General features: G+C 41.7%; 8 protein-coding genes. 2 read left to right on the top strand and 6 right to left on the bottom strand.

What is annotated here, in order from left to right; genetic code table 11:
• Nucleotides 1–115 precede the first annotated feature (115 nt).
• Nucleotides 116–2,164: a DUF7151 family protein gene (locus tag ABJF57_RS05495; RefSeq protein WP_462233195.1), complete on the top strand. Its 2,049-nt coding sequence runs from the start codon at nt 116–118 to the stop codon at nt 2,162–2,164.
• A 70-nt stretch (nt 2,165–2,234) separates the two neighbouring features.
• Here ABJF57_RS05495 and ABJF57_RS05490 read toward each other — a convergent pair whose 3' ends face one another.
• A complete protein-coding gene (locus ABJF57_RS05490; protein WP_462233193.1) occupies nt 2,235–2,990 on the bottom strand; it encodes a hypothetical protein in 756 nt (251 codons plus the stop codon).
• Between the two features lie 126 nt (nt 2,991–3,116).
• Between ABJF57_RS05490 and leuS the strand changes: the two genes are divergently transcribed.
• Complete coding sequence (gene leuS, locus ABJF57_RS05485; protein WP_462233191.1) at nt 3,117–5,882, top strand: leucine--tRNA ligase; 2,766 nt, start codon at nt 3,117–3,119, stop codon at nt 5,880–5,882.
• A gap of 84 nt (nt 5,883–5,966) precedes the next feature.
• On the opposite strand, the gene ABJF57_RS05480 is transcribed toward leuS, so the two are convergent.
• From ABJF57_RS05480 to ABJF57_RS05460, 5 genes are all read right to left on the bottom strand, one after another.
• On the bottom strand, nt 5,967–18,428 hold the full coding sequence (locus tag ABJF57_RS05480) for a T9SS type A sorting domain-containing protein (protein WP_462236042.1): 12,462 nt from the start codon (nt 18,426–18,428) through the stop codon (nt 5,967–5,969).
• A gap of 192 nt (nt 18,429–18,620) precedes the next feature.
• Nucleotides 18,621–20,006: an NHL repeat-containing protein gene (locus tag ABJF57_RS05475; RefSeq protein WP_462233188.1), complete on the bottom strand. Its 1,386-nt coding sequence runs from the start codon at nt 20,004–20,006 to the stop codon at nt 18,621–18,623.
• A gap of 3 nt (nt 20,007–20,009) precedes the next feature.
• Nucleotides 20,010–21,215, bottom strand: coding sequence for an outer membrane beta-barrel protein (locus ABJF57_RS05470; RefSeq protein ID WP_462236040.1), 1,206 nt, complete (start codon nt 21,213–21,215; stop codon nt 20,010–20,012).
• Nucleotides 21,133–24,423 (bottom strand): WD40 repeat domain-containing protein, encoded by a 3,291-nt coding sequence (locus tag ABJF57_RS05465; protein ID WP_462233184.1) that lies wholly within the window; start codon nt 24,421–24,423, stop codon nt 21,133–21,135. Before ABJF57_RS05465 ends, ABJF57_RS05470 begins: the two co-directional genes overlap by 83 nt.
• A complete protein-coding gene (locus tag ABJF57_RS05460; RefSeq protein ID WP_462233182.1) occupies nt 24,423–25,937 on the bottom strand; it encodes a DUF4062 domain-containing protein in 1,515 nt (504 codons plus the stop codon). The genes ABJF57_RS05465 and ABJF57_RS05460 overlap by 1 nt, the downstream gene beginning before the upstream one ends.
• Nucleotides 25,938–26,000 lie beyond the last annotated feature (63 nt).

Below are 26,000 nucleotides of genomic sequence, written 5' to 3'. Positions count from 1 at the left end.
ATGAACAAAATATCGTCCAAATGGCGCTGGTCTAAATATTGAAATAGTTATATTTTTTAGTAATAATATTATATTAATTATCTTGCATTCTTTATTCAAACTCACCAATACCAAAATGTTTACAGTCAAATCAAAACCCGCTCAATTAGGCTTTATTCTGTCCATTTGTTCTATGTTTTTTGCTTGCAACGAGGAAACTACAGACCCGATAAATGGGGTAGATGGAATAAATGGATTTAACGCTCTTGTAGAAGTACAAAACGAACCCGTTGGAGACAACTGCTCTTCTGGTGGAACTCGAATATCTATTGGACAGGATTCGAATGAAAATGAACTATTGGATGACTCAGAGATTGTCTCAACAAGCTATGTATGTAATGGTAGCCCTGGTTCCGCCGGAACAGCTCTTGTGGTGCGAACCTCGGCAGAAAATCCAGGTGAAAACTGTGAATCAGGTGGTACACTTTTAGAAATTGGAGCGGATCTAAACAGTAATACTACGTTAGATGATGATGAGGTTCAGACTGCTTTCTTCATATGCAATGGGCAAGACAATGGAAACGGAGGGTCAGATGGTCTCAACAGTTTGATTAGAGCTACCCCACTTGAGGATTGTGGAGGAAATGGAGTGTCAGGCCTCCGCATTGAAATAGGATTGGATGCCAATGGAAATGGTCAATTAGATACCGATCCAAATGAAGTTCAATCAACGTATGAACTATGCAACGGAACCAATGGAGTCAATGCCATTCTTTCTTGTGTCAATGAGGATGCTGGCGATAACTGTGCAAACGGTGGAATTAGCATCGAAATCGGACTTGATTCAAACGCGAATGGCATGTTAGATGAGGATGAAAAAATTGGAGAGCCAAAATTTGTCTGCAATGGTGCAGATGGGGTTGACGGCAAAAGCCCCATAGTGACATCCACTACTGATGTTTCTTGTTCAAATGGCGGAATAGAATTGACTTTTGGTTATGACAACGACGGCAATGGTTCCATTGATGAAATACTAGAAACGATTACCATCTGTAATGGTGGAAACGGGGCTGATGGATCAAATGGCTTCAACTCCATAATTCGGACTTCTGTATCAACTTCTTGTGATAATGGAGGAACATTCGTTGAAGTGGGTATAGACACCAACGAAAATGGAATGCTTGATCCTGATGAAGTGGATAGTGCATTCGATATTTGTAATGGGGCTGATGGAAGTAATGGGCTCAATAGTGTCATAGATGTTGAAACTTTTACAGGGAATGCTGGAACCTGCAACACAAATGACGGAGGCATAATTATTCGGGTAGGAATTGATGACAATGAAAATGGCTCATTAGATATTCCAGAAGAAGTAGATCAAACGCAATATATCTGCAATGGGAATGACGGAACAAATGGGAATTCAGATAATATCTATGAGTTCTACATTGCAAACGGATTTGACGGATATGAACAAGCAATTGATGTCTCAATCAATGATGACAGTGATGGATCGGCCAGCAATGAATATGGAGAAACCCTTAGTGTAGATCTTGCAGATGGTAATTCATCGAATAGTGTTCTTTATTTTCCAAGGTTGGAAGAGTTGGTTAAAAATGGAGTCAATGATGCTTCTTTTGAGGTTGTAGAAGCAATACTTTACTTAAAAACCTTTGTCCCGGATGAACGGACTGCTCCAACATTTGAAAACTGGATTGGGGTTAAAACAATGACAAGTGAAGCTCCTTTAGTTGTGGATAGAGCAGCTACATGGTATGCAGCTGATGGTAGTGATGCGATATGGAAGAGCCCTGGGGCTTCCATTACTGAGGCTGGTGGAGCTAATGGCTTTTCTGATCAATTTAGATTACCTAATGGTTTTTTCTTTGATGGTTATGTACCACTTCTTCTAAACAGAACCGAAATAACATCATGGATTTCTGACGAAAGTCTAAACAAAGGAATGATTCTGACAATGGCTCAGACAAATACTTATGGCATTGACTTTTACAGTTCTGAATATAGCCTGGATGTATATTTTAGACCCACGCTCTACATTAAAGTGAAAACTGATACTAAAAGAGTAAGGGAAGGAACTGTATTAGAAAAAGAGTATAAGCAAGTTTGGCAGTCTATGACATATGAAGAAAAACTTGCTCCTCTATCTCGAAGACTTAACGATTAAGCCTAACCTGATCGTTACTAAAAAAGCCCCTACCGAATGGAAGGGGCTTTTGCTTTTTTGTAGATTTTCTCTAAAACCCGCCAATTTTCAGCGTTATGAAATAGTTTAATTTATCAAAGGAATCACTTTCGGTGTTTATCAATTCTAAATCTTGCGTAAATCGCTTGCTAACTCCCATAGCCAACCTGAAATTTCTGCTAATGTTAAATTCTAAATTAGCTCCAGGTTCAACATACCAGAATACATCGCTATCAACTTCCTTCTCCAAAGGGGAAGGCATGGTATTGTCTTCATTGGTCAGGTGATATCCTAACCACCCTGCGCCTCCTGATACAGGAAAAGTCACGTGTACTACCTCATTGGAGAAGAATATTAATTCCAAAAACATGCCACCATACCCACCGAGAATATTCACTTCTCGACCAGTAACAATATCATCAAACTTTGCTGTAGGAATAATCCCATGCCCTTCAATACCAATACCCAGGGTACGGTTAATTATCCAACCACCCCTCAAGCCTCCAAGTACCAATGATTCATCTCTGAATTTCGTGCTCCGAAAAGAGATCGCCCCAAAACCACCGCTATGACTCATGGAACCGCTCAGTGTTTTTATGTCTCTTCTGCGATCCCTCCTTCTTTCCGGTTCAGTGCTCTGATAATATATGATCTTAGGAGTATCTCCATCTGCTTGTACATTTTCAGTTGGTTCAGGGATTGTATCGTTCGCTACAGGTTTTTGCTCCGTCTTAGTACTATCTTGTTCTTGAGCCAGGGAAGCGCTTGATATGATTATCGTGATAGCTAAAATCCAAAGTTTTTTCATTCCTTTTATTAATTGAGTTTGTTTTGAAGTAAAGACAGGTTAAATAAGTAATGGTTTCCATACTATCTAAACCTATTTGTTATTTGCATCTGTTTACCTTTGCGAGCTTTAAAATTCATAATAAGAATGGCGGATTACAATTTTCAAGAGATCGAAAAAAAGTGGCAAAAATACTGGAATGATCAGAACGTATATGAAGTTCCAAACGACGCTCACAAACCCAAATATTACATCTTGGATATGTTCCCCTATCCTTCAGGGGCTGGATTGCATGTGGGTCATCCCCTTGGGTATATCGCTTCTGATATTGTAGGTCGATTCAAACGCCTCAATGGATACAATGTACTTCATCCCATGGGTTTCGATAGTTTTGGACTCCCCGCAGAACAGTATGCCATCCAAACAGGACAACATCCAGCCATTACCACCGATGAGAATATTGCACGTTACAAGGAACAGCTTAAGGCCTTAGGTTTCTCATATGATTGGTCTAGAGAGTTAAGAACAAGCGATCCGAAATTTTATAAGTGGACGCAATGGATTTTCAAGTTAATCTATGACAGCTGGTACAATAAAGAAACGAATAAGGCCGAATCAATAGACACACTGATTGATTTTCTTAAGAAAGATGGCAATGCAAGTATAAAGGCAGATTGTGACGATGATACGCCTATTGTATCAGCCGAAATATGGAATGGATACTCAGAAAGAGAACAGCAGAAGTTCTTGTTAAAATACCGGCTTACGTACCAGGCTGAAACTACAGTAAACTGGTGTCCGGCACTGGGTACCGTACTTTCAAACGATGAAGTAAAAGATGGCTTTTCAGAACGCGGTGGTCACCCCGTAGTAAAGAAGAAAATGCCCCAATGGAGCATGAGAATTACAGCTTATGCTGATCGGCTACTTTCAGGACTTGACAAGATTGATTGGCCTGAGCCAATTAAGGAAATGCAAAGAAACTGGATTGGTAAATCATTTGGTGCAGAGATTGATTTTCAGGTAGATGGATTGGACAGCAATATCAGGGTATTCACTACCCGAATAGATACCATTTTCGGCGTCTCTTTCATGGTCATAGCACCGGAAAGTGAATTGGTAGACAGCTTAACTACACCAGAGCATAGATTAGAAGTCGATGAGTACGTGACGCAATCAAAAAATAGATCAGAACGAGAGCGCATGAGTGATGCCAAAAACGTAACTGGCATCTTCACCGGAAGCTACGCTATCCATCCGTTCACTGAGGAAAAAATACCCGTATACATTGCAGATTACGTCCTTGCTGGTTATGGCACAGGTGCGGTAATGGCTGTGCCAAGCGGAGATCAACGTGATTTTGATTTTGCTAAAAAATTCAATCTTCCGATCCCGATAATAAACGATGCACAAAAGTTAACTGAGAAAGAAGCCGACCCCACTAAAGAAGGCAAAATTATCAATTCAGGTTTTCTGAATGGGCTCACACCTAAAGAAGCAATGGAAAAAGGGATTGAAGAGGTAGAAAAAAAAGGCATAGGTACTCGCAAAACCAACTTCAAATTAAGAGATGCCATCTTTGGTCGTCAAAGGTATTGGGGAGAGCCTATTCCTGTCTACTATGAAGATGGAATTCCCAAACTGATTCCAGATGAAGATTTACCTCTCACCCTTCCAGAAGTGAGTGAATACCTGCCTACAGAAGATGGAGACCCTCCATTGGGAAGAGCAGATAACTGGAATTATAAAGGGCATCCCTATGAACTTTCAACCATGCCGGGCTGGGCTGGAAGTAGCTGGTACTTCTTTAGATACATGGATTCTCATAATGACGAAGAATTTTGTAGCAAAGAAGCACTGAGTTATTGGCAGGATGTAGATTTTTATATGGGAGGAAGTGAACATGCAACGGGGCATCTACTCTATTCTCGATTCTGGACTAAGTTCTTATACGACATGGGCATCATCCAAGTGGACGAATATGCTAAGAAGCTTGTGAATCAGGGAATGATTCAAGGTAGGTCAAGTCTAGCCCATCGTGTAAATGGTGAAAACACGTTTGTTTCCAATGGCCTAAAAAATGCTTACGACACCACTCCCATTCATGTGGATGTCAATATTGTGAAAGACGACACCCTTGACATTGAAGCTTTTAAAAAATCCAGAAAAGATGCCGGAGACGCAGAGTTTATTTTGGAAGACGGCAAATTCATTTGCAGTGCTGAAGTAGAGAAAATGTCTAAGTCCAAATACAATGTTGTCAATCCAGATGATTTAATAGAACGTTATGGAGCAGATACACTTCGCATGTATGAAATGTTCTTAGGACCAATAGAACAAAGTAAACCCTGGAATACCAATGGAATTGAAGGCGTTTTCAAGTTCCTAAGAAAGTTTTGGAATTTATTTCATACGGATGGCACATTTCAGGTTAGTGAGGATATCCCAACGAGTGCAGAATTAAAAATCCTCCATGGAACCATTAAAAAAGTGTCCGAAGATGTTGAGAATCTATCCTTGAACACTTCGGTAAGTTCTTTCATGATTGCTGTGAACGAATTATCAACGGCAAAATGCAATAAGCGATCGATACTTGAACCATTGACAATCGTCCTGTCCCCTTATGCGCCTCATATTTCTGAAGAACTGTGGCTTTTGCTGGGCAATAGCTCTTCCATTGTAGAGGCTCCTTATCCTCAGTTTGAAGAAAAATTTTTAGTTGAGGATTCTTTCGAATATCCCGTTTCTGTAAATGGAAAAATGAGAGTCAAAATTGGTTTCCCTGTTGACGCGACTAAGGAAACAATTGAAAAAGGAGCGTTGGCTAATGAAGTTATCCAGAAATGGATGGACGGAAAGGAACCTAGAAAGGTTATCGTTGTTCCAAACAAGATTGTGAATATTGTAATTTAAAATCGAACAACCAGTCTACACTAAAAAAAAGCCCTCGATGAAATTCATCGAGGGCTTTTTTGTATCTACTTAGCATTTTGTTCATCAATGAACAACCATTATTCGCTTGGCTCTCAACTTACGTTCTTCAGCATATAAGTGAAGGAAGTACAAGCCGGAAGGAACATCAGCAGTTTCTACCGTTAAGGTCTTGGTACCTTTAGAAATCTCCCCCTTGAATACTTCTCTGCCCGCCTGGTCATAGATTATCCATTCGGTATCTTCAGAGATGCCATCCGCAAATTCCACATTAACAAGTTTATCTGCTGGATTTGGATACACGCTGAAGTCTGGCAGTTCATCCACTCCAAGGACATTATTGGATAAGCCAGTTAACACATCTGCAAAAGCTGCCTGATAAATCTGCTTAGTCGTCAAATCTTGCACATATACAATCACTCGCAGATTTGAAACATCAAACATGTTATTTATTGGCCAGGTTATCGTAGAAAGGCTTCTCACGTCTCCTTGAGCAATTGGTCCAGTCTCATACTGGCCCGCGGCAGATGGTAATAATGTCCTAAGTACATTCCGGACTGTTGACCCTGCGGTATATAAACCCATATTACTTGGCAGGGTCACCGTTGGCTCAACCACGGCAACCATTAATGTCATTTCAGCATCATCTCCAAAAGCAGTAGTCGCCGTAAAGTCTGCGTCTACTATCAAGTTACCACTTCCATCAACGGTTGCATTGAGCGCAATATCAAAAGCTGGATTACTCAACCTGGCATTCGAAAGCTTAGCATTCAGTGAAGAATACGGCATATTGTCGATATCAACAAAATTAATATCACCACCAATACTCAAACTAGGCACGTCACCAACACCGTAGAAAGCTACTTTAGCTCCAGGATCAGCGCTGTTTTTCTCGTTGATTAAATCAATACCGTCGGGAAGAGTGTTTCTCAAATCAGTGAAGTAATTGATTTTAAGAATGTCTGAACCAGCGTATTGTGGTCTAACATCAACGGTATCATTCACTATTACACTTTCCTCGCTCATGGTTGAAGAAAACAACTCAAGCAAAACAATTTGATTGCGCTCATAAATTCGAACAAGATCAAAACCAAAACCATTGGTGGTTTTCTCTCCTGCCTGAGCAGACAATGCAAATCTGAAACGGACAAAATCGTTTTGCGCAGGATCTATTTCAATCGGTGATATTGCTTCTTGCCAATCACTGTTGAGTGCCCACCCTACCTGAGGGTTGTTGCTAGCTGTTGCCGCTCCAGGAGCTACACTTCCGGGAGAGCTCGATATTCCTTCTCGATTGTACCAACCTGGTGTAGAAGCCAGTCCTTCCGCTTCGAGTCCAGGATTGTATGAACCCACTGTTTGCCAGCTTCTTCCATCATCTACAGAAACCTGGAATACAGCTCCATCTCTGAAAGTCTCGAAATCCTCGTATCGTAAGAAGCTAATGGTTGGAGCAGTGAAACCACTCAAATCAAATGAAGGTGAGTAGACAAAAGACACCTCTGATTCTCTATAGCCATTTACACCACCAGGCGCGGTATATACAGCTCCTGTACCATCAATGTTCGCAGTTGTACCTGGCACGGATGCTCCTGAACCTCGAACCCAAGATGTGGCCGTATCATAATAAAGTTTGCCATCCAATGATAATGAATCAATTAACCAACCTCCTTGCGCAGCAGTCAAATCAAATGCTGCGGCGGTTTCAAATGATTCTGAATACGAGTTCGTTGAATTAAAGCCTGTATAATGCGGCAATATTCTTATTGTTCTATTCAGTGTCACATCACAGCCTGCAGATGTATTCATGATCACATCAACTGTGTGATCACCCGAAACCACGAAATCATGATTGAAATTAAGAGGGAAAACAGGATTTGGCACGCTTAATTCAGTAGCACCGTCTATCACCAGCTCTACAAGGTCAACATCACCATCTGGTAAAGTTGCGTTGTCCTCTGTAATAGTGAAATCAGTTCCGTCCGCATTTCCTGCAGTGATGCCTACCCATGATATAGCAGGAATAGGCTCAGCACCCACAGTAATGGATTGATTTTGAATACTCGCGACGCAATTAGTTGTATAAGCTGCACCTATATAAGTGGCTGTTACTCCAAAGTTTGCAGTTAGCTGACCGCCAAAATTATAGGTGATTCTCTCATCGTTATTATTTCCATCTTCGTCAATCACATCTACACCGTTCACATCAACGCCATTTACATTCCATGTGAAAGAATAATTGCCCACGCCATCGGTCATATCAACAAATAGCTCCACGCTGGAAGTCGCGCATGTACTTGCCGTCTGAATAACATTGCCCACAAACTCCGGCCTTGGATTCACTAAGAAGTCTCGGGATACGGAATTTGTACAGCCTTGACCATCTGTATAAGTATACACGATGGTGTGAGTAGATTGAGGAGCAAATGGATCCACCCCGTGATAGGTAGCTGCATTTATTACCGTTGATCCATTGGTTGAAACAGGGGTCCCATCAATGGTCAATGTACCGTCATTGATTGCAAGGTCGGAAGCTACGTCAATACCCGTAATTGATAGGTTAATATCATCGTAACAAAACTGAAGATTATCAGCATCAACCCCTTCCAGCGTAACGGAAATATCCGGGTCAGGATTTACCACAATAGTCTCAACAACCACATTCGAACACATGGTTGGATTTCCTTGATAATCTCTGCTAGGATCCTGATAAACAATAGTGACTGCATGATACGTTGGATTTCCCCCTACCAAAGTTCCTGGAGTTACCAAAGCACCATCTGTGTGCCACGCATCCAAATCTACTGTTGGTAAAGACCCAGCGCCTGAAGCAATCTGCACAGCAGCCCCTGATCCGTCAGTTTCGTTATATGAATCCACCGACCAACTGACGATATCTCCTATCGCTATCGTATGAGCAGCACTAAGACCATCAAGCGTTGCATCCGTTAATCCAATGATCGGATCTGTTTCATCCGCACAAAAAGAAGTTTGATCAACAGCAGAAGTATTTCCTACATCATCTATACCAGTGATATTGAGGCTTGGTAAGATCTGTAATTGATGATCTTCAGAAAAGACTTCAACACACCCATTCAAGTCTGTCACCGTAACCGCAATATTGAAAGAAGGCGTGCTTGGAACAAACTCAAGTGTATTGTCCAACCCATCCAAATTCAGGTCTGTAGCGGCACTACCCCCAACGGTCCATGTAAATGTATACCCGGAGTAATCGTCCTCTTCATCAGTTGCTTCAACTAATGGGAAATTGATCGGATCATCAGCAAAAGGTTCCACAAGTTTGATCTCAGCGGTCACAGCCGTCGAACCTTCACAGAAGTCTGTCAGTCGAATGAAGTTAGTACCTCTTGCAGCGGCCAAATCAGAAGGACTAAGTCCTGTGACGTCCAAAACTTCCGGTTCCGGATTAACAAATAAATTCACATTTACAGTATTGTCGCACGTATTATCATCGGTGTAATCAAATGTGATATTAATGGTGGACTGGTTTAAAAACTTACCAGATGAACCATGAAAAGCATCATGCTGAGCCACAGTATTGAATACTCCTTGCCCAATATTGGTTCCAAGATTTCCTGTTTGATCACTTGAAAATTGACCGCTGTTCAAGTTAATGGTATCGGTAATACCTGTGAGGTCATAAACATATTGAACCCCCTGAAGCACAATGTCATTTTCATCGTAACAAAACTCATCAGCTAGGAGTGGATCATTAATATCTACTCCGTTTACCTCGATACTAACGTGTGGGTCAGGGTGAATAACAATCTGCTCCTGAACTGTATTTGTACACATCGTAGCTATTCCCTGATATTCCCTGTCTGTATCCTGGTAAACTATGGTAATCGTGTGATAGGAACTAACACCTCCAACTAAAGTACCTCCCAGAGCACCAGCCGTATGCCATGCATCTAAATCCACTATCGGTAAGCTTGTTGCTCCAGTCAATATCTGAACTGGAGATCCTGCATTCCCTTCTAGGTAAGAATCTACCGACCAACTGATCACATTATCAGCATCATAGGCACTTGTTGCTGGAATTCCATTTACTGTTGCATCTGCCAAGCCTATTGTAGGATCGGTAGGTTCATCCGCACAAAAAGTGTCACCATCTGTAATTCCCGTAATATCTAAGCTAGGCAACTCCTGCAGCGTATGTATCTCATTAAAGACTTCCGAACATCCATTCAAATCTGTGACTGTCACCGTAATGTTCAAAGTATTGTTTGGTGGCACAAACTCGATCGTGTTTTCCAATCCGTCTAAATTAAGATCTGTAATCGTACTACCTCCCACGGTCCATGCAAACGTGTACCCTGAGTAATCATCCTCTTCATCTGTAGCTTCAACTAATGGGAAATTGATCGGATCATCAGCGAGAGGTTCTACAAGATTGATCTCGGCGGTTACAGCCGTTGAACCTTCACAAAAGTCTGTCAATCGAATAAGGTTTGTAGCATTCGCAAAGGCCAGATCAGAAGCAACAAGTCCAGTTACCTCCAAAACTTCCGGTTCTGGATTTACAAATAAATCCACATTTACACTGTTATCACAGCCATTTGCATCTGTGTAGTTGTACGTTAGGTTGATACTTGATTGATTCAGAAATTTACCATCAGTACCCGTTACACCATGAAAACTATTGTGCTCATTGGTTGGATTGAATGAAGCACTACCATTGCTAGTTGTTAATGCGCCAAGTTCCGAACTTACAAATGTTCCTGTGGTCAATGGTGTACCATCTGCCAATGCCCCTTGGATATTAATGTTCCCATCTTCGTAGCAAAACTGATCATCACCAGCCACGAAAGCTGTAATATCAATACCATTAACAAAGAAGGTTATATCCGGATCAGGGCTTATGGTTATTGTCTCAATGTGACTTCCGATACACCCTAAGGTTGGGTGCGTATATTCGTAGTATACGTCCAAGACAGCAGAAGCACCTCCCGTCAAATCTGTATCACCACCACCTCCAATAAGCCACGCATCCAAATCTGCCACAGGATTGCCCGTTCCTGTTGCAAGTGTCACTCCAACACCTGGATCAACGTCAATTATTGTTCCAGTGCCCGTAAGTCGTACTTCATAATTGGTGATGTCTCCATCAGCAATTGCTCCACCTCCTTCTCTTAGTGTCATGGCGAAATCTCCGTGATCATAACAATAAGTATTCGTAAGACCTGGATTGGTAGAAGTTGGCATATTCACTGTTAGAGCATCCAAATTGGAGAATTGAACCTCTATAAAAACAGGAGGTGACTCGCATCCTACAAAGTCATCAATTGCATCATCTATATCTGTACGTTGTGTTACTTCAAAATATTTGATATCGCCATCTCCTACATCCGCCAGCCCCATTCCTAAGGCATCAAATGTTGGTCCAGTAGAAGAAAACAAGAAAACCTCATTGTTTCCATTGTTATCCGTTTCGTACCACAAGAATTCTTTCGAAGCAAGAGGAGTATATGCAGTAGTTGCTGTAAGCGTGGCTAAAGGGTCATGATCACTCAAACAAATTTCATATAAGATATCACCACTTCCATCATTGTCAGTGATTGCATTACTTGGAGTAATTGTCGGTACTTCGGTTTCTGTAGCATGCACTTCAATAGTAAATGGTAATGTTGGACTCTCACAACCGGAAAAAGATGTTTCAGAAGATATGCTTGAAATTTTCGACAGCCCAAACGTATAAACACCAACATTATCTCTATCAAACGTAGATAGTGAACCTTCCAGATCATCAACATTAAGCACGTCACCATTTTGAATTCTCAAAACTTCGCCAATACCTCCCTCATATAATACATATTCATCAATTCCAAGATTTGAAAACAATACATCAGCAAATGCGTCACCCTCACAGATATTGATTTCTGGGCCACTCAATGCTGGAGCGTCTGTGGCATTAGGAGCTGCAGGTGTTGCGATCACCGTAATGTCAAATTGTACCAATGCACTTTCACAACCAAAGAATTGATAAGCGGGATTTAACCAATTAATCCCCCCCACACCCGTTAAGTCTGAAGCATCATTCCAAACCTGAGAAATATAAATGGTCTTGGTTACCCCAGCTGCAGCAACACCTCCAAAATCTGCTGCTGCCAATGAGCTGGAATTAATTATTCCAATGGGTGATCTTGCAGCGTCATAGATTCTAAAATAGGCATTTTGATTTCTTGAATCAGGATCAGAAGCATCAGCCACTAAAGTATTCAGTCCAATGGGAGTGTATGCATCACAGTATTCATAGACGTATCTCTCACCAACAACAATCTCCTCATTATTTGCTGTTGTCGTAGGGTTGGGAACGTCAGTTTCGTCATATACATAGACCGAAACCTTTCTTCTTAAAGATTCACACCCATTTTCAATTCTGGAAAAATAGAAATCAAATGTACCAGACACCCCGTCGTATATTCCACCATGATCTTGGAAATTCTGATTATCAATAAAACCATTGCCAGTGGCCGTAATCTCGTCTGTACCAGCTAAATCTGTATAGAATTTATGTGGATTGGCCGACAAGTCAGCGAAAATTCTATTAAAATCTGAATCACCACAGTACTCTAAAACAACCGTACTCATCCCATTTACCATATCAGTAGCATCGTACCATGGATCTCCTCCGCCATTTCCAATTGCACCTTGGCTTGTGTTAATTTCGGGGTTTGTAGGAATAGGGAAAACTGTAAACGGTAAGGTATCCGTATTTGTACAATCACCATCTCCCTGAGGTGTGCTCGTATATATCACCCTGTATTGCCCTGGACCAGGTCCTCCTTCCGTTATTTGAAGATCGAAAGGGTTTAAATTTTCATCAGGATATGATGTCACTGGAACAAAGGTTATTCCATTAAAAAACTCCAGATCAAATCCATTCGTCATAAAGCCAGTTGATCCATTAACCGTAGCCTGTAGCTGATAAGTGGTATTATCATTTTCACATAAACCTCCAAAATTGACAATGCTTACCGTTGGTAGTGCTTCAACATTTAGGGAGAATACTCTTCTTGTACCGCGAGCACCATCTCCTATTCTATTGTATTCCAAATAGATGTCATAGGTTGCTCCACGGTCCAGCGTAGATAAATCTAAATCCCAATTGGTATTTGGATTATGTCCGGTTAATACCCAATTTGTTGGGCTACCTGCACCATTACTTTGATTCGGATCAACTGGATAGCTGGCTCCTGCGACTTGTGAAAATGCTATAGGAAAAGTGGTATAAGCTCCCGGACCTGCTGTTTTTAAATAGGAAAATCGGAAGAAATATGCACTCGCCAAGCCAGCTACCTCGGCCAAATCTGCATCAAACGATAGGACATCCACTTCGCAATAATCTTCCCCAGGTGCTGCATCAACTATTCCATTCCTCCTGAACTGTTGTATCAAATCTGATAATGCTTCCACAGTGAAGGAACCCACGACCGTTTGCACTTGCCCCAGCTGATTTTCAATAGAATATGTGATCACATACGTTCCTTCCGCAACGGTAGATGGATCAAACACAGCTTTTAAGGTTCCAGATTCACTAATATTCGCAACAATACCAGATCCACTTACAGAAACAATATGATTCGCTGGATTAGAGAAAATCATGGTATCCGGGTCGTCAGTAGATCTAAAGGTTCTACTGGAGAAGTTATTTGTTCCGTTATCGGAGTAATCATAAACAAGCAGATTAAACGTCAAAGGATCACTATCACATGTGCCGTCATTATCAGACAAGAAGTAGGTATGAAGACCTTCAGCTGTATTCAAATTTGCTTGAGTAGCAACAGTTCCAACAAATTCAGGAGAACCATCAACAACACTTTCATACCAATTCAGAGTAGTTGGACTTTGATCTGTAGCATCAAGGCTAAAGGCTGTACCAACGTCTATCGTTAAACTTGTAATATCACTTGTTCCTGTTACTGTCTCATCAAGTGAGGCAATTGCAGATGGCTGTGCATTGCTTGCCAAAGTTGCATAGTTCGTGTCATTAGTCAATAGACTGGCTGTTCCTCCAGCTCTAACCAAATTCCCTGAAGCCCCACCATTTACGGTCTTAAACTCTAAATCATCAATTCTCACGATATCATCACCGGCAATTCCTGTAACCGTAATTGTTATTTGCAATGAGGCTGTACCCACAAAAACACTGGAAATGACACTAATGTCATTCAATGAACTCGCAGAAAAATTGGCCGGAATACTTGTGTCAAATTCAAAGCCAGCAGGAAGTGTCAATAAAATCGTTTCATCCGTACCCGCACTAAAATCGCCATCTCCTCCCTCATCTATTATAATCTGTCCCAGTGTTTGAAAACCATCGCTCTCACAAAGTGTTGCAGGAGTAGCAGCCGTGATACTAGCACCTCCAGTCACTTCGTACTCCGAACTTGAAACATCCGTACGGTTGTTACCCGAATTATCTATGCCAATAACTGTCACTTCATAAAAGCCTAATCCTTGCGTTAGCGTGATCGGACCACCATCTGAAGCACTCGTATAACTCCATGTTCCATCTCCATTGTTTTGGATTGCTGGTGCTGTGGATCTGGTTTGCCCATCTACACTGATGATTACTGTTGCGTTTACATCATCTATCGTACCTGAAAAATCTGGGGTGGTGTTACCACTGCTTGAATTGACCGTGATGTAAGGAGCTGCTCCATCACTTGTATTGTTGAAAGTTTGAGCGGTGTTTGGCGCGTTTCCTGCGCTTAGATCTTGAAGCATTCCAGCACCACCTGGAACGATTGTTACATCTGGAACTATATAAGTATCAGAAGCACCACTTTCATCTAATGTAAGGATAATATTGGGAGACGCTATAGAAGAAATAACGTCAATGGTGTAACCGTCAGATAATGAAAAATCACCCGCATCAATATCGATATCAGCAAATGCTTCGGAAAAGGTAACGGTGATTTGGTCGATTCGACCGTTTAAATTAACATCTTCTGTTAATGCGCTTTGGATAACAGGACCAGCTCCATCCACTGGAGTAATTGATCCTGATGCAACAGCATTTCCGTTTGGCAGATAGGAAGCATTCACTTCCGCATCATCTTCTAAATCCCCTGCTATATAAACCAAGCTACCAACAACCGCTGTTCCTGAATAACTATCAAACAAGAGCCTGAAAGTATTGTCATTTGCAGTGGTCCCTGTATCAAAGCCACTTGGAACAATTGTATTGAATTGGAAGTCACCAAGTGTTACGGTGGCATCTTCTATTCCATCAGGCATCACAACCTCAACGGCATCAATGTTACCATCCGAATCGGTATCAAGGGCTGTTGCCGTTGCATTGTCAAAATCTTCCGCTACTAAATCGGGAAGTGTGAAAACAAAAGTGTACGAGCCAACCATCGTAGATGCCGTACTTCGCCCGTTAATCTTACCAGACTCTGCTCCCGAAGGACCAAACGTATACGTTTCCGAGCCTGTCCAAGGTCCACTATCAATGTCGTTTAACTGAAAGCGATGGAGTGTTCCAGTATAGTTTACAATGTTGCCGCCCGAAGTTGTTTCAAACCTAATTTCATCATTCGCATCGCCTGCTCCACCAGCTCCGTTGGCTCCAGCTCTTAGCTCCACGTCATTATTGCTATCTGTATTAACAAAAACAGTGGACCCATTTGCTACATAAGTTCCACATAGTTGATCATCGCCAACACAATCAGAGTCACCATCCGTCCAATCACCCTGTTCATAGATCCCATCTACTGAATGCGCCAACCTTATGGATTGTCCCGTATTTTCCCCATAAACTCCATCCGAAAACTCAAGTTCGATGTATCCCTCAAAATTCGGAGCAGCGCTAGTAGTCACCCATGTCGCTCCTACAATCGTTACCACATTGTTCACATCATTCACTTGAACATTTCCAGTGGACTGTGCATCTCCCAACGCATTTCCTGCCGCATCTTCCAATGTTGATCCATCCGTATCTATGACCACATTATCTCCAGCATCGTAAGTGGAAGGAACCGGTCCAACTGAAAGTGTAAATTGAATGGTATCCTCAGCTCCAGTTAGCGGATTTCCTAAAAAATCTGTAATTGAATTGATCGTAATCGTGGTGGTGGGTGTCACATTCGCTTGATTTTCATTAAAATCACCCTGAACAGGCGTACCACCTCCCACTTGCTGAATAGGTTCTGAATAAACTACCTGAATAAAGGAGTTTGTTGCTTGAAGCGAAAAGTCATACAACACAGGTGCTGCCCCATCTGTGGTAGTTGTGAAATCTTGAGCCACTGTTAAGGAATTATCTGCTGGAGCCAAGTCTTCAACGTCTCCAATCCCTAGATTAATATCTGGGGTAATGCCGGTATCTGGACTTCCTCTTTCTGTTAAAGTAATTGTAGCGCCATCTGGGCTATTAAAAGCCACAGAAGTAATGGTGTAGGTATATCCACCATCAGTCACAATGAAATCATCCGACCCACCGTCAGTGTCCAATGTACCAGCACCGTCAATATCTTCTGAAAAGGTAAGCGTAATCTGATCAATCTGGCCAGCTACGCCCCCAACGTCTGCTGTTACTGCACTTACGATCACTGGGTTAGCCCCATCTGTCACTGCTGCTGAACTTGCTGCATTGGTATTCGCTACTGTCGCCAAATCCCCAAGCTCTCCTACTGTGATTGCTAAGTTCGGAACAGCATCGGTGTCTGACGAACCACTCTCGGTCAATGTGATCAATATCTCATCATCGTCCGTCGATCCACCCGCTACGGTTGCTACTGAAGCAATGTCATATCCCGTCACTACAAAGTCATCCGTGAAATCATCACCTCCTACAACCGTTGGAGTACCATCTATATCATCTGCCTCCATCGTCTCTGAGTACGTCACAATGATCTGATCGATCTGACCATTCCCATCATTGTCATTGGTTACTGCAGATAGTAATAACGGTGCAACTCCATCGGTCGCAGCTGCTGAATAAGCAGTCGCTGCATTTGGCGTGGGAGTCACCAAGTCATTTAATTGACTCGCATTCAAAGTCACATTAGGCACTGCACCTGTGTCATTGCCGCCACTTTCAGCAAGGGATATGATCAACTGATTGCCATCAACACCACTACCGCCTGTTGGCAATACGCCTGTAATATCATAACCTGCAATCGTGAAATCATCCGTGAAGTCATCTCCCGGATCTACCGTCGCGACCTCATCGACATCATCAGCTTCTATTGCTTCTGAAAACGTAATCGTAATCTGATCAATCTGGCCAGCTACGCCTCCAATGTCTCCGGTCACAGCACTTACGATCACTGGATTGGCTCCATCGTCTACTGCTGCTGAACTTGCTGCATTGGTATTTGCTACCGTCGCTAAATCTCCAAGTTCTCCTACTGTGATTGCTAAGTTCGGAACAGCATCGGTGTCTGGTGCGCCACTCTCTACTAGTGTGATCACGATCTCATCGTCATCCACTCCTGATCCTGACAAAGGTGCTACTGAAGCAATGTCATATCCCGTCACTATAAAATCATCCGTGAAGTCATCTCCCGGATCCACCGTCGCAACCTCATCAATATCATCTGCCTCCATCGTCTCCGAGTACGTCACAATGATCTGATCGATCTGACCATTCCCATCATTGTCATTGGTTACTGCAGATAGTAATAACGGTGCTGCTCCGTCTATTATAGCTGTTGGGTTCTCTGTATCGACTATTTCAGTGCTTGATGCATCTGATCGTATTTCTTCATCCGAGCTTTGATTATAGGTAATTGTAGTTGCAGGACTTGATGTACCGGTAACTCCAGATACATTAAGCACAATTTGACTTACACCTGAGATTGTACTGAAATCATCTGAAGCTCCAAAGCCTACAACATTGTCCACTGTAATTCCTCCGGTAAAAGCGAAAACATCAAATGCATCCGCTGGAGTATTGTCTGTAACCGAGATAGGAGTATTGAAATCAATTTGCGCTTGATCTATGTCACCGTCTCCATCATCCAGCCATGTAACAGTGTATGTAGGAAGAGGTATTGTAAAATCGATATTATCTAAGCCAGGACGAAAAGCAACCGCACCTGAATAACTCACAGTAATTGAAGTCACTCCTAGCCAATCTCCAGGTGATAAATCCTCAAAGTTATCGCCACCCAGTTCAGCTCCATTATCTTGAAGCACAATCGGTGTACCTGTGCTAGGAGTAAGCACGTAGTTATCACCATTGGCTAGTATTGCAAACTCCGAAAAGAGAATTCCTGAGATATCAACAGGGGCACTAAAGGAAATATCTAGGGTTTCTGTATTAGGAATCGTTGTGCTACTGGGACCCAGTGCATTACCAGCCGGACCACCTAATGCTCCATCAACATTTGCTCCATTGGATATAGTTGCTGTTAAAGTAATTCCTGAAACAGTAGATGTTACAGTAGGGGTTCCAGAACCCGCCGTAGTAACAAAATCAAAGGTTTGACCTATTCCTTCATGTGACAAAAGTAAAGTCAATAAGAAGGTGGTTAAGTAGCGGAGTTGTCTCATAAGCAGATCAATTGAGCGAAAAATCAAATATTCTCGCCTGATAGTAACAGGTCATAATTTACTTCAAAACTAAGGCAAAAGTGAATTTCCAGAAAGGTTTTTTGAATTCAAAAAACTATATCATTTTTTCGATATAGACTATAATTATTTGGATAAGAAAATTAGGAGCAAAAATTGTATTATTTCAATAAATCACCTATCTAAAGAGCCATCGGCGTTGAGCTTAATAATCGACAGCAATTTAACTCCACCACCAAAGTCAACATTGGCAACAGCAACAATTTTTCCATCCGGGAGGGTTACCGCATCTACAATACCATCATCGCCATCAGCCAGACCAAAGAAGGACTCGGCTCCTGTTACTTGAGCAGATTGATCAAATTGCACAAACATTCCTTCCCCACCTCGCGCTTCAGATGCCGTTGTGAATGATAAATATTTACCAACAAGTAACAGTTCATTATTCAATGCCTGCGTAACTCCAAAGCCTCTTGTTTGTAGGATTGAAAGATCGGGATTATAAATTGAATTAAGATGATTACTGGCATTTAGGTAAAGGCCGTTATTACTGAGATTCATCAGGAATGCATACTCTTGGTCACTCGCAGTAGTCGAAGTACCAACGACAGTGTAACCCGATGGGGTTTCAATGACATTATTGACTTGTTCATTAAACACGCCTCCATCTGATGGGTCTGGATCATCCATACCATAGGCATAAAAATTAACAGGGGTTCCATTGGGTGACAATTCCAAATAATACACATTTGTTCCATTGGTTCCGCCATTTTCACCCAATAGACTGGGGGAGTTGCTGTATCCAATGCAAACAAGGTTGCCATTATCTTTTTCAAATGCCCTTACCAGAACATCATCTTCACCTGCGCCCGGAACACCTTGTATTTCTTCAAAAGATACGCCATTCGTAAAATTGAACTTAAGTATATAGTTATCGAAATCTGTCACACCTCCCCCACGATCCAACTCAATGGCTCCCGCGATTAGGAAATTTCCATCGGAAAGTAGAATCGCATCGTTACCCATCAAATCCAAATCAACGTTACCCGGACTTGAAGCAAGCGCTACTAATGTATCTCCTCTTAAGTTTAAATCGTTATCCAGAAAACCAAGCGTCAATATTTGAAAATCAGAAATCCCGAGAGTATTTTGAGTAATCGAAGATGTTCCAATAATTATAAAACCCTGCCCAGGGACAACATGAATTTGACTTGATCTATCGTCTCCTTTTAGATCATCTGGTATATTATCTCCTGTAAAATCCTGACCTGTTTCATTCTCATATCTATACGACAAGGAGTCTATTAAATTTCCCTGAAGATCAGTCCTGAGCACAAAATAGTCATTGTCTCCCAGCTCATTAATCTTTGAGCCAAAAATGACTAATCCTTCAGCAATCTCACCAGTTGCATCATATATGACTTCAATATCGCTAGCTTCATAACTAGTTAACTCTCCATAATATTTTATGAAAGCCTCATCGGGAGAAGGAGCATTGTCATCTTCTATCTGACAAGAGACAATCAAAAAAGCAAAAATTAATAGTGGTAAGTATCTCATAAACTAGCGGTACTGCTTACGTTTTCTTGGTATGTAAAGTGATCGAGTATACCCAAATGATATGGAAAGGGTATTAAGGGTAAGGTCATCTTCAACATGACCCACTCCATAATTTAAATCTTCGTTTGCCCATCTATTATCGGGATTGATGTAATTAAGCAAAGAATTATCATATCTTAATTCGATCGAAAAGAAGTCAACCTCTGCTCTACCAATTCTAAATCTGGATCCGATACCGGCAAGAATGGAGATGTTGGATGATCGTACTTGACTTTCAGCCTTTAAATCGGCACTACTGACGGGCAAGGTATAGGCTGTACCTCCTGTTCTTCGAGCGTCAATATATTTAGCGCTTAATGTCAAGTCAAAAGAACCGCCGATAAATGCATAGGGAAGGAATCCTACTCTATTTCCATCATCGTCTTTGCTATCATAGTTTAAGCTATACCTCACAAGTATTGGTACCCGCAACATATTACTGGTATTTTTCGCAACATAATTAAGGTCATTTACTATCATCTCTCCTTCGATCTCATAGGTGGTAATCCGATATTGAAGGCCTGCTGCCACCTCTATCCCTTTTGTCAAATGCCTTTCTGCTAAAACCTCAGCCCAAAAACCAACACCCAATCCTGTATCGTTTCCTTTTTCATTGTATCTCTTGCTTCCTGATTGGAAGGTATTGAACTCTTGAATAACCTTAGGCAGCGTTTTATTAAACCCTCCCCTAATCGCAATTCTTAAAATCGGTTCAGTTTTGAATTTGTCTTTCAAAAGATATAACTCAGCGGGGTCTTCCGGAGAAAGTTGATGTTCTTTATCTACTTTCAAGAGCTTTACAAACATCTCTTCTGCCTTTTCTTCATTGTCTTGGAATAGATAGGCCTTGGTCAAAAGCTTATAGGCTCTAATTTCCTCCTCAATCGAAAAGACGTCATTGTCCAGGCATTTGGTAAAGCCGCTATTTGCGTCCGAATAGTTGTTAATTATATCCGAAAGTCTACCTTGTTCGAAAGCTAACTCTGCTTGAGAAAGAGCTCTGGCACATTGTGAAGACGATTGAGCAACAGCTCCAAAATAACCTAGCGTTAGCGTAAGGGCAATTAAAAGTTTCTTCATTCGGGTATTAGAGTTCGTTTGCTCTTCTCGGTTGTCCTGAGCAAGTTTCGACATATTCAATTCCTTCACCCACATACTGTCTCCACTCATTTTGGGACATATTACCTAGCGTAATGTGCGAACAAATCTCTTTAGCCAGCTTACCAACATTGGTAGGATAAAGCCTGATGTTTCCATCGTTTGCCGCAGTTAAGAAGTACTGTCCATCTGGACTAAAGTCTGCGTCATTCACCCAGCCCTGATTGTCACCACCTGAACCTTTATAATCCTGCAAAATAACCGGAAGATCGAATGGGTTTTCTAAATCCCACATTCTCACCTGCTTATTTCTCGATGTGGCCAACAATAGGCGATCATTAGGGCTAAACTCAATATCCGTAATCGGAGCCCTGAAACCTGTAAGCGTCGGAGGAATCTGTTCATCAGTTTCCATATCCCAAACTTTTATTTTACCATCATCTGTACCATAGGCGAGAAGCTTTCCATTATTGCTGAATTTAACGGCCTTAATCGCACTCACTTTGTTTGATGAAGAAACAACTCCCGTAGAATCTGTTGAGCTAGATTTATTGACAAGCATCGTCGCTCCCTTGCTCATGTCTGTCAAGTCCCAGATATAAACATTCCCATCATTTCCACCTCCAACAAGCGTTTTAGCGTCGTTCGATAGCGCTATCTTATTGATTCTCACATTTGACTTAACCAACTCTGTGCTGCTGCGGAAATCACTTCTCAAAATCCTATTATCCGCACCAACTGAAATAAATCCAGAATTGTCAGGCAAGAATAATAAATCAAAAACGGCTCCTCCCTGATGTCCGTCAATTTTGGTTGGTTGTTGATCGATGTTTTTCACATCAAACAATAATATATTGTTCTCATTTGTGCCCAACGCCAGGTACTGTTCACTTGGACTTATATTGACCACCCTGGCAACATCTTCATTCTGAAATACTTTTTCCCACCCCCTCGTTTCGACGTTCCATTTAATCACCTCTCCATTACCATTGGCCGTGTAGAAGTAATCTCCATCCTTTGAATAGACAACGGATAGTGCAGAAATAACTGTATTTTCCGAGCTCTCATCAATTGGTTTATGGTACTGATTGAATATGGAGTCCCCGGTGAGCGGGTCACCATACTTTATTTCATAAAGTCCCTGAAGGGCGTTGTACACACCGGCATAGATATCTCCGTTGTAGTCCTTTCCTTGATCTTTGTACTGTTGATGAAAGAAATAAGCTTGTAGTGCTACGAGTCCCTTAAGTTCTGCCAACGGGCGATCATCCGGAACAATTGTTTTAGCTTTTATCGCCATGGATTGGGCAATGGCCTGATACCTCAGACGTTCCGCTTTCTTTCTTTCTAAATCGGCCTGAGCTGTCGCCTCCTTAGCGGCTGCTTCTTGTTCCTTTGCCGTCTGCTCATTTTTCAATGCCTGTTCTTCAGCTGCCTCTGCAGCCAATCGAGCTTCTTCTGCAGCTTCCTTTTCTTTCTTGGCAATATCTGCTTGAACTTTTGCATCTGCCTCAGCTAGCTTGGCTCTATCCAAGGCTTCTAGGGCTTCTGCTCTGGCTTTATTGGCATCTGCGGCAGCAGTTATAGCTTTCTCTCGTTGTGAATCGGCTTCTACTTGCAGTTCAACCGCTCTATCTCGCTCTGCTTGAGCTTCAATACTTGCCTTCTCTGCTTCATCTGCTTTAATGAATGAGTAGATCAAGAAACTCAAAGAAACCAAAACCGCAATGGCCAATACCACTGCCGTGGTTCGCATCCGCTTTACTTGACGTTTCTGAAGAATCTCTTTGTTTCTCTGCTCCGTCAAATAGGCTTTCTCGGAGGTCTCCAAGAATACCATGGTCCGTTCAAAGGCCGGATTGTATCGTTGACCCCAAACAAGTGTAGGTCTATTTTCTTCTCTCCAGTTTAAGGCTAGCTGCAAATCCGGCATTTGCCACAGTCCAGCTTTTCCTTCTTGATATCGCTCAGCTGCCTCAGACAACTTCAAGTACATCTCTGCAGCCTTGGACTCTTCATCCAACCACCGCTTGAGGCGCACCCAGATACGCATCAAACTTTCATGCGATATGTCTATAACGGTCTCAGATTCCAAACGAACACCGAAAGGAGGCATCAAAAGCGACCTTCCTGGCTCCCTAAAGCGTTCTACTACTCTTGCAACTTCATCTTCATTGACACCTGCAATGGCAGCAATGGTCGCCAACTTGGTTGGCCGTCTAATTCCTTGGTTTTCAGATCCTCGTTCTGTCAATGCTTTAAACATCACTTCACAAATCTCTTTCTCACGTTTGCTCAAAGAGTCAAACGCTTCATTGGCATGCATAGAGAGTGCTTCTCTCAAAGTACCAATCGAATTATAATGTCTTAAGTCTATTGGTTCTCCAATCTTTCGATTTTCAGTCCAGTATGACCATGTACGCATGAGTGCATGCTGAAGAATCGGTAGTTGATCCGGATTGTCCCCTACATCATTTAGTAATTGCTGTGTCAAACGAGGAGCAATTTTACCGCCACCCACAGCAACAGGACCTTCAATAGCCGTTCTCTTTTGATCCCTTGTCATTTGTGGAATCAAGTAGTGAGAATCATTGATCATCTGTGTTAAATCAGGGAATTGCGCACATTCTCCAATAAAATCAGACCGCATGGTTAGTGCGATATAAACTGGCTCATCGTATTGATGAATCGCTTCAAGCAAAAGATTGACAAAAGCAGAAGATTCATCTAAATCTGAGGTCGCAGATTCCAGTTTTCGATACCTGAAAAGTTCTTCAAACTGATCGACCAGGATGAGTACATTTTGAAAATCATCCGTTTTAAGCTGCCTAACAACTTCCACAAGGCCGAGTGAACTACTTCTTAGGACGGTACTAATGATCGTCTTACGAATCAGTTTATCCTCAGTGCCCAGATTAGAAAATTCTTTATCTCGAATAAGGAGCGATTCAGCCAGGTTATCAATTGGGCCGCCTCCTGGGCGAGTAACTACTATCCTCCAGTTTGACCCGGCTTCTGTCATAAACCCACCATATAGCGTAGGGATTAAGCCGCAAAACATGAGTGAGGACTTACCACTACCGGATGCTCCAAGTATCGCAACAAACTTGTTTTCTGATAGTTTGACAAGAACTTCGTCACTTTGTCCCTCTCGACCAAAGAAAAGATGACTCTCTTCAATTCCAAATGGTCTTAAACCCGGAAAAGGATTTATAAGTTGGGTAATATCAACGATATCCTGAATCTCTTGACCCTGAACATCAATTTCTTTTTCGCTCATCAGCTTTCTATTTTAGTTAGAAAAGGCTTCAAGTGTTCTGGAGTAAACGTCCCTCCATTATTCCCTAAAACCATAGCGTTATTTTTCTTATAGTGCTCCATATCAACATCTTTTTGCCCCTTGAAATAAACCGCCTTGGCGGTTAACGGCTTTTCACGGCCAAAACCAGGAGCTTTTAAAAGATCTTGAAGTTTAGTTTTGATCCAGTCTTCAGTGGCTTGACCAAAATATATAATTGATGCATCGCATCTTCTTAAATTTTCTTGATGGATATACCTTAAATCAACTAAATCTCCTTCATAGCTAGGAGATACAACATTGAATCCGGCTTTCTTTAGGTACGCCTGAATATCATCAATGTCGCTAACATCTCGCTTGTCTGCAATCAGATAAATCATCTTTGTTTGATCATCCTCTTTCAAAGTATCCAACCCTGCGATATTTCTACGAATATTGAATCTACCCCCGGTCACCAGCTCTTCCCGTACAATGGTTTTAAGTTCTTGAAGCGAAATCTGAAGAACTTCTGCTTCCTCTAAAGCAGCTGCATCACTCTTAAGATCTTCAATGAATATTTTTTGCCTCTCAGTAACATTTTTTAAATCTGGAGAAACCCAAATAAGGCGACTGAATAGGTTTTTCTCATCTTCTTTCGCCTTCTTATTTTTATCAACCATTTGATAAGTATGGTCGGAAGCAATTCTATTTTGCATATCCACCACTGAAAGCTCAGAACCTCGTGGTTTATAGCCATAGTCTTCACCCACCAGGTGAATGGAAAGCCTGCATCTATCAAGGTCATCTCTAACCATTCTATCTAGTGCTTTGGCTTCTTTTGGTAAACTATGATCCGGCAGCACCTTATAGCCATGTCTGATTAGCTCACGCTTTATTATATCGCGTTGAATTACCATATCTACACCCGTACTGGCTAGATACACCGTTTTATCTCTTGGGATCGTCTCATAGGTACCGCTCCCCTCAACAAGTTCTTTGGCATGTAGCACATGATTAATATCATATGCCATATCCACAAGTTTCATCCAATAACTTCGCTCTGCATCACTACCGAAAAATCTTGTAAATTCTTGTGGGTCACCAGTCAATGGATCTACCAGATAGAAATCATACGTAAGCAAATCTTCAAGTTCACTTAGATATTCGTCAGGATCGAAAGGTCGCTTTAGTACTTTAAAAAATCTGGCAACACCATCGGCAATAAGTCCTCCCTTATTTTTAAGCTTCTTACCATGAGAGTTCAGTGCCGACATGATAACTTTTTCTTTGGCCAAGTTCGGCGTTAAAACAGCAATAATCACATTGTAATCATCCAAATCTGTGGTTGAAAAGCTCGATTCAGTCACCAATTTAATCTCGGGATTCTCTCTGGTGATTTGATACATCAAAGTGGATAGGAATTTGTGGAAATTTGAAACCCATCCTTTGATCCCCCCTTCAATCATCGCATCATCTTGCTCAGAATATATTAATGCTATGGTTCGGTTACTACTCATTGGTGCGATTAGGCAGTTTTTATATAGTGAATTAACTTAATTTTTTATACTCTTCAAAGGTCG

It is taken from the genome of Ekhidna sp. (genome assembly GCF_039940915.1).
GTDB lineage: Bacteria > Bacteroidota > Bacteroidia > Cytophagales > Cyclobacteriaceae > Ekhidna.
Note: the sequence above shows the minus strand (reverse complement) of the source record. Positions and strands in the feature narration are given on the sequence as shown.

Bases quoted from the DNA above. Each gene is read 5' to 3' on its own strand.
- ABJF57_RS05495 (WP_462233195.1), top strand. From the start codon at position 116: ATGTTTACAGTCAAATCAAAACCCGCTCAATTAGGCTTTATTCTGTCC.
- ABJF57_RS05490 (WP_462233193.1), bottom strand. From the start codon at position 2,990: ATGAAAAAACTTTGGATTTTAGCTATCACGATAATCATATCAAGCGCT.
- leuS (WP_462233191.1), top strand. From the start codon at position 3,117: ATGGCGGATTACAATTTTCAAGAGATCGAAAAAAAGTGGCAAAAATAC.
- ABJF57_RS05480 (WP_462236042.1), bottom strand. From the start codon at position 18,428: ATGAGACAACTCCGCTACTTAACCACCTTCTTATTGACTTTACTTTTG.
- ABJF57_RS05475 (WP_462233188.1), bottom strand. From the start codon at position 20,006: ATGAGATACTTACCACTATTAATTTTTGCTTTTTTGATTGTCTCTTGT.
- ABJF57_RS05470 (WP_462236040.1), bottom strand. From the start codon at position 21,215: ATGAGTGGAGACAGTATGTGGGTGAAGGAATTGAATATGTCGAAACTT.
- ABJF57_RS05465 (WP_462233184.1), bottom strand. From the start codon at position 24,423: ATGAGCGAAAAAGAAATTGATGTTCAGGGTCAAGAGATTCAGGATATC.
- ABJF57_RS05460 (WP_462233182.1), bottom strand. From the start codon at position 25,937: ATGAGTAGTAACCGAACCATAGCATTAATATATTCTGAGCAAGATGAT.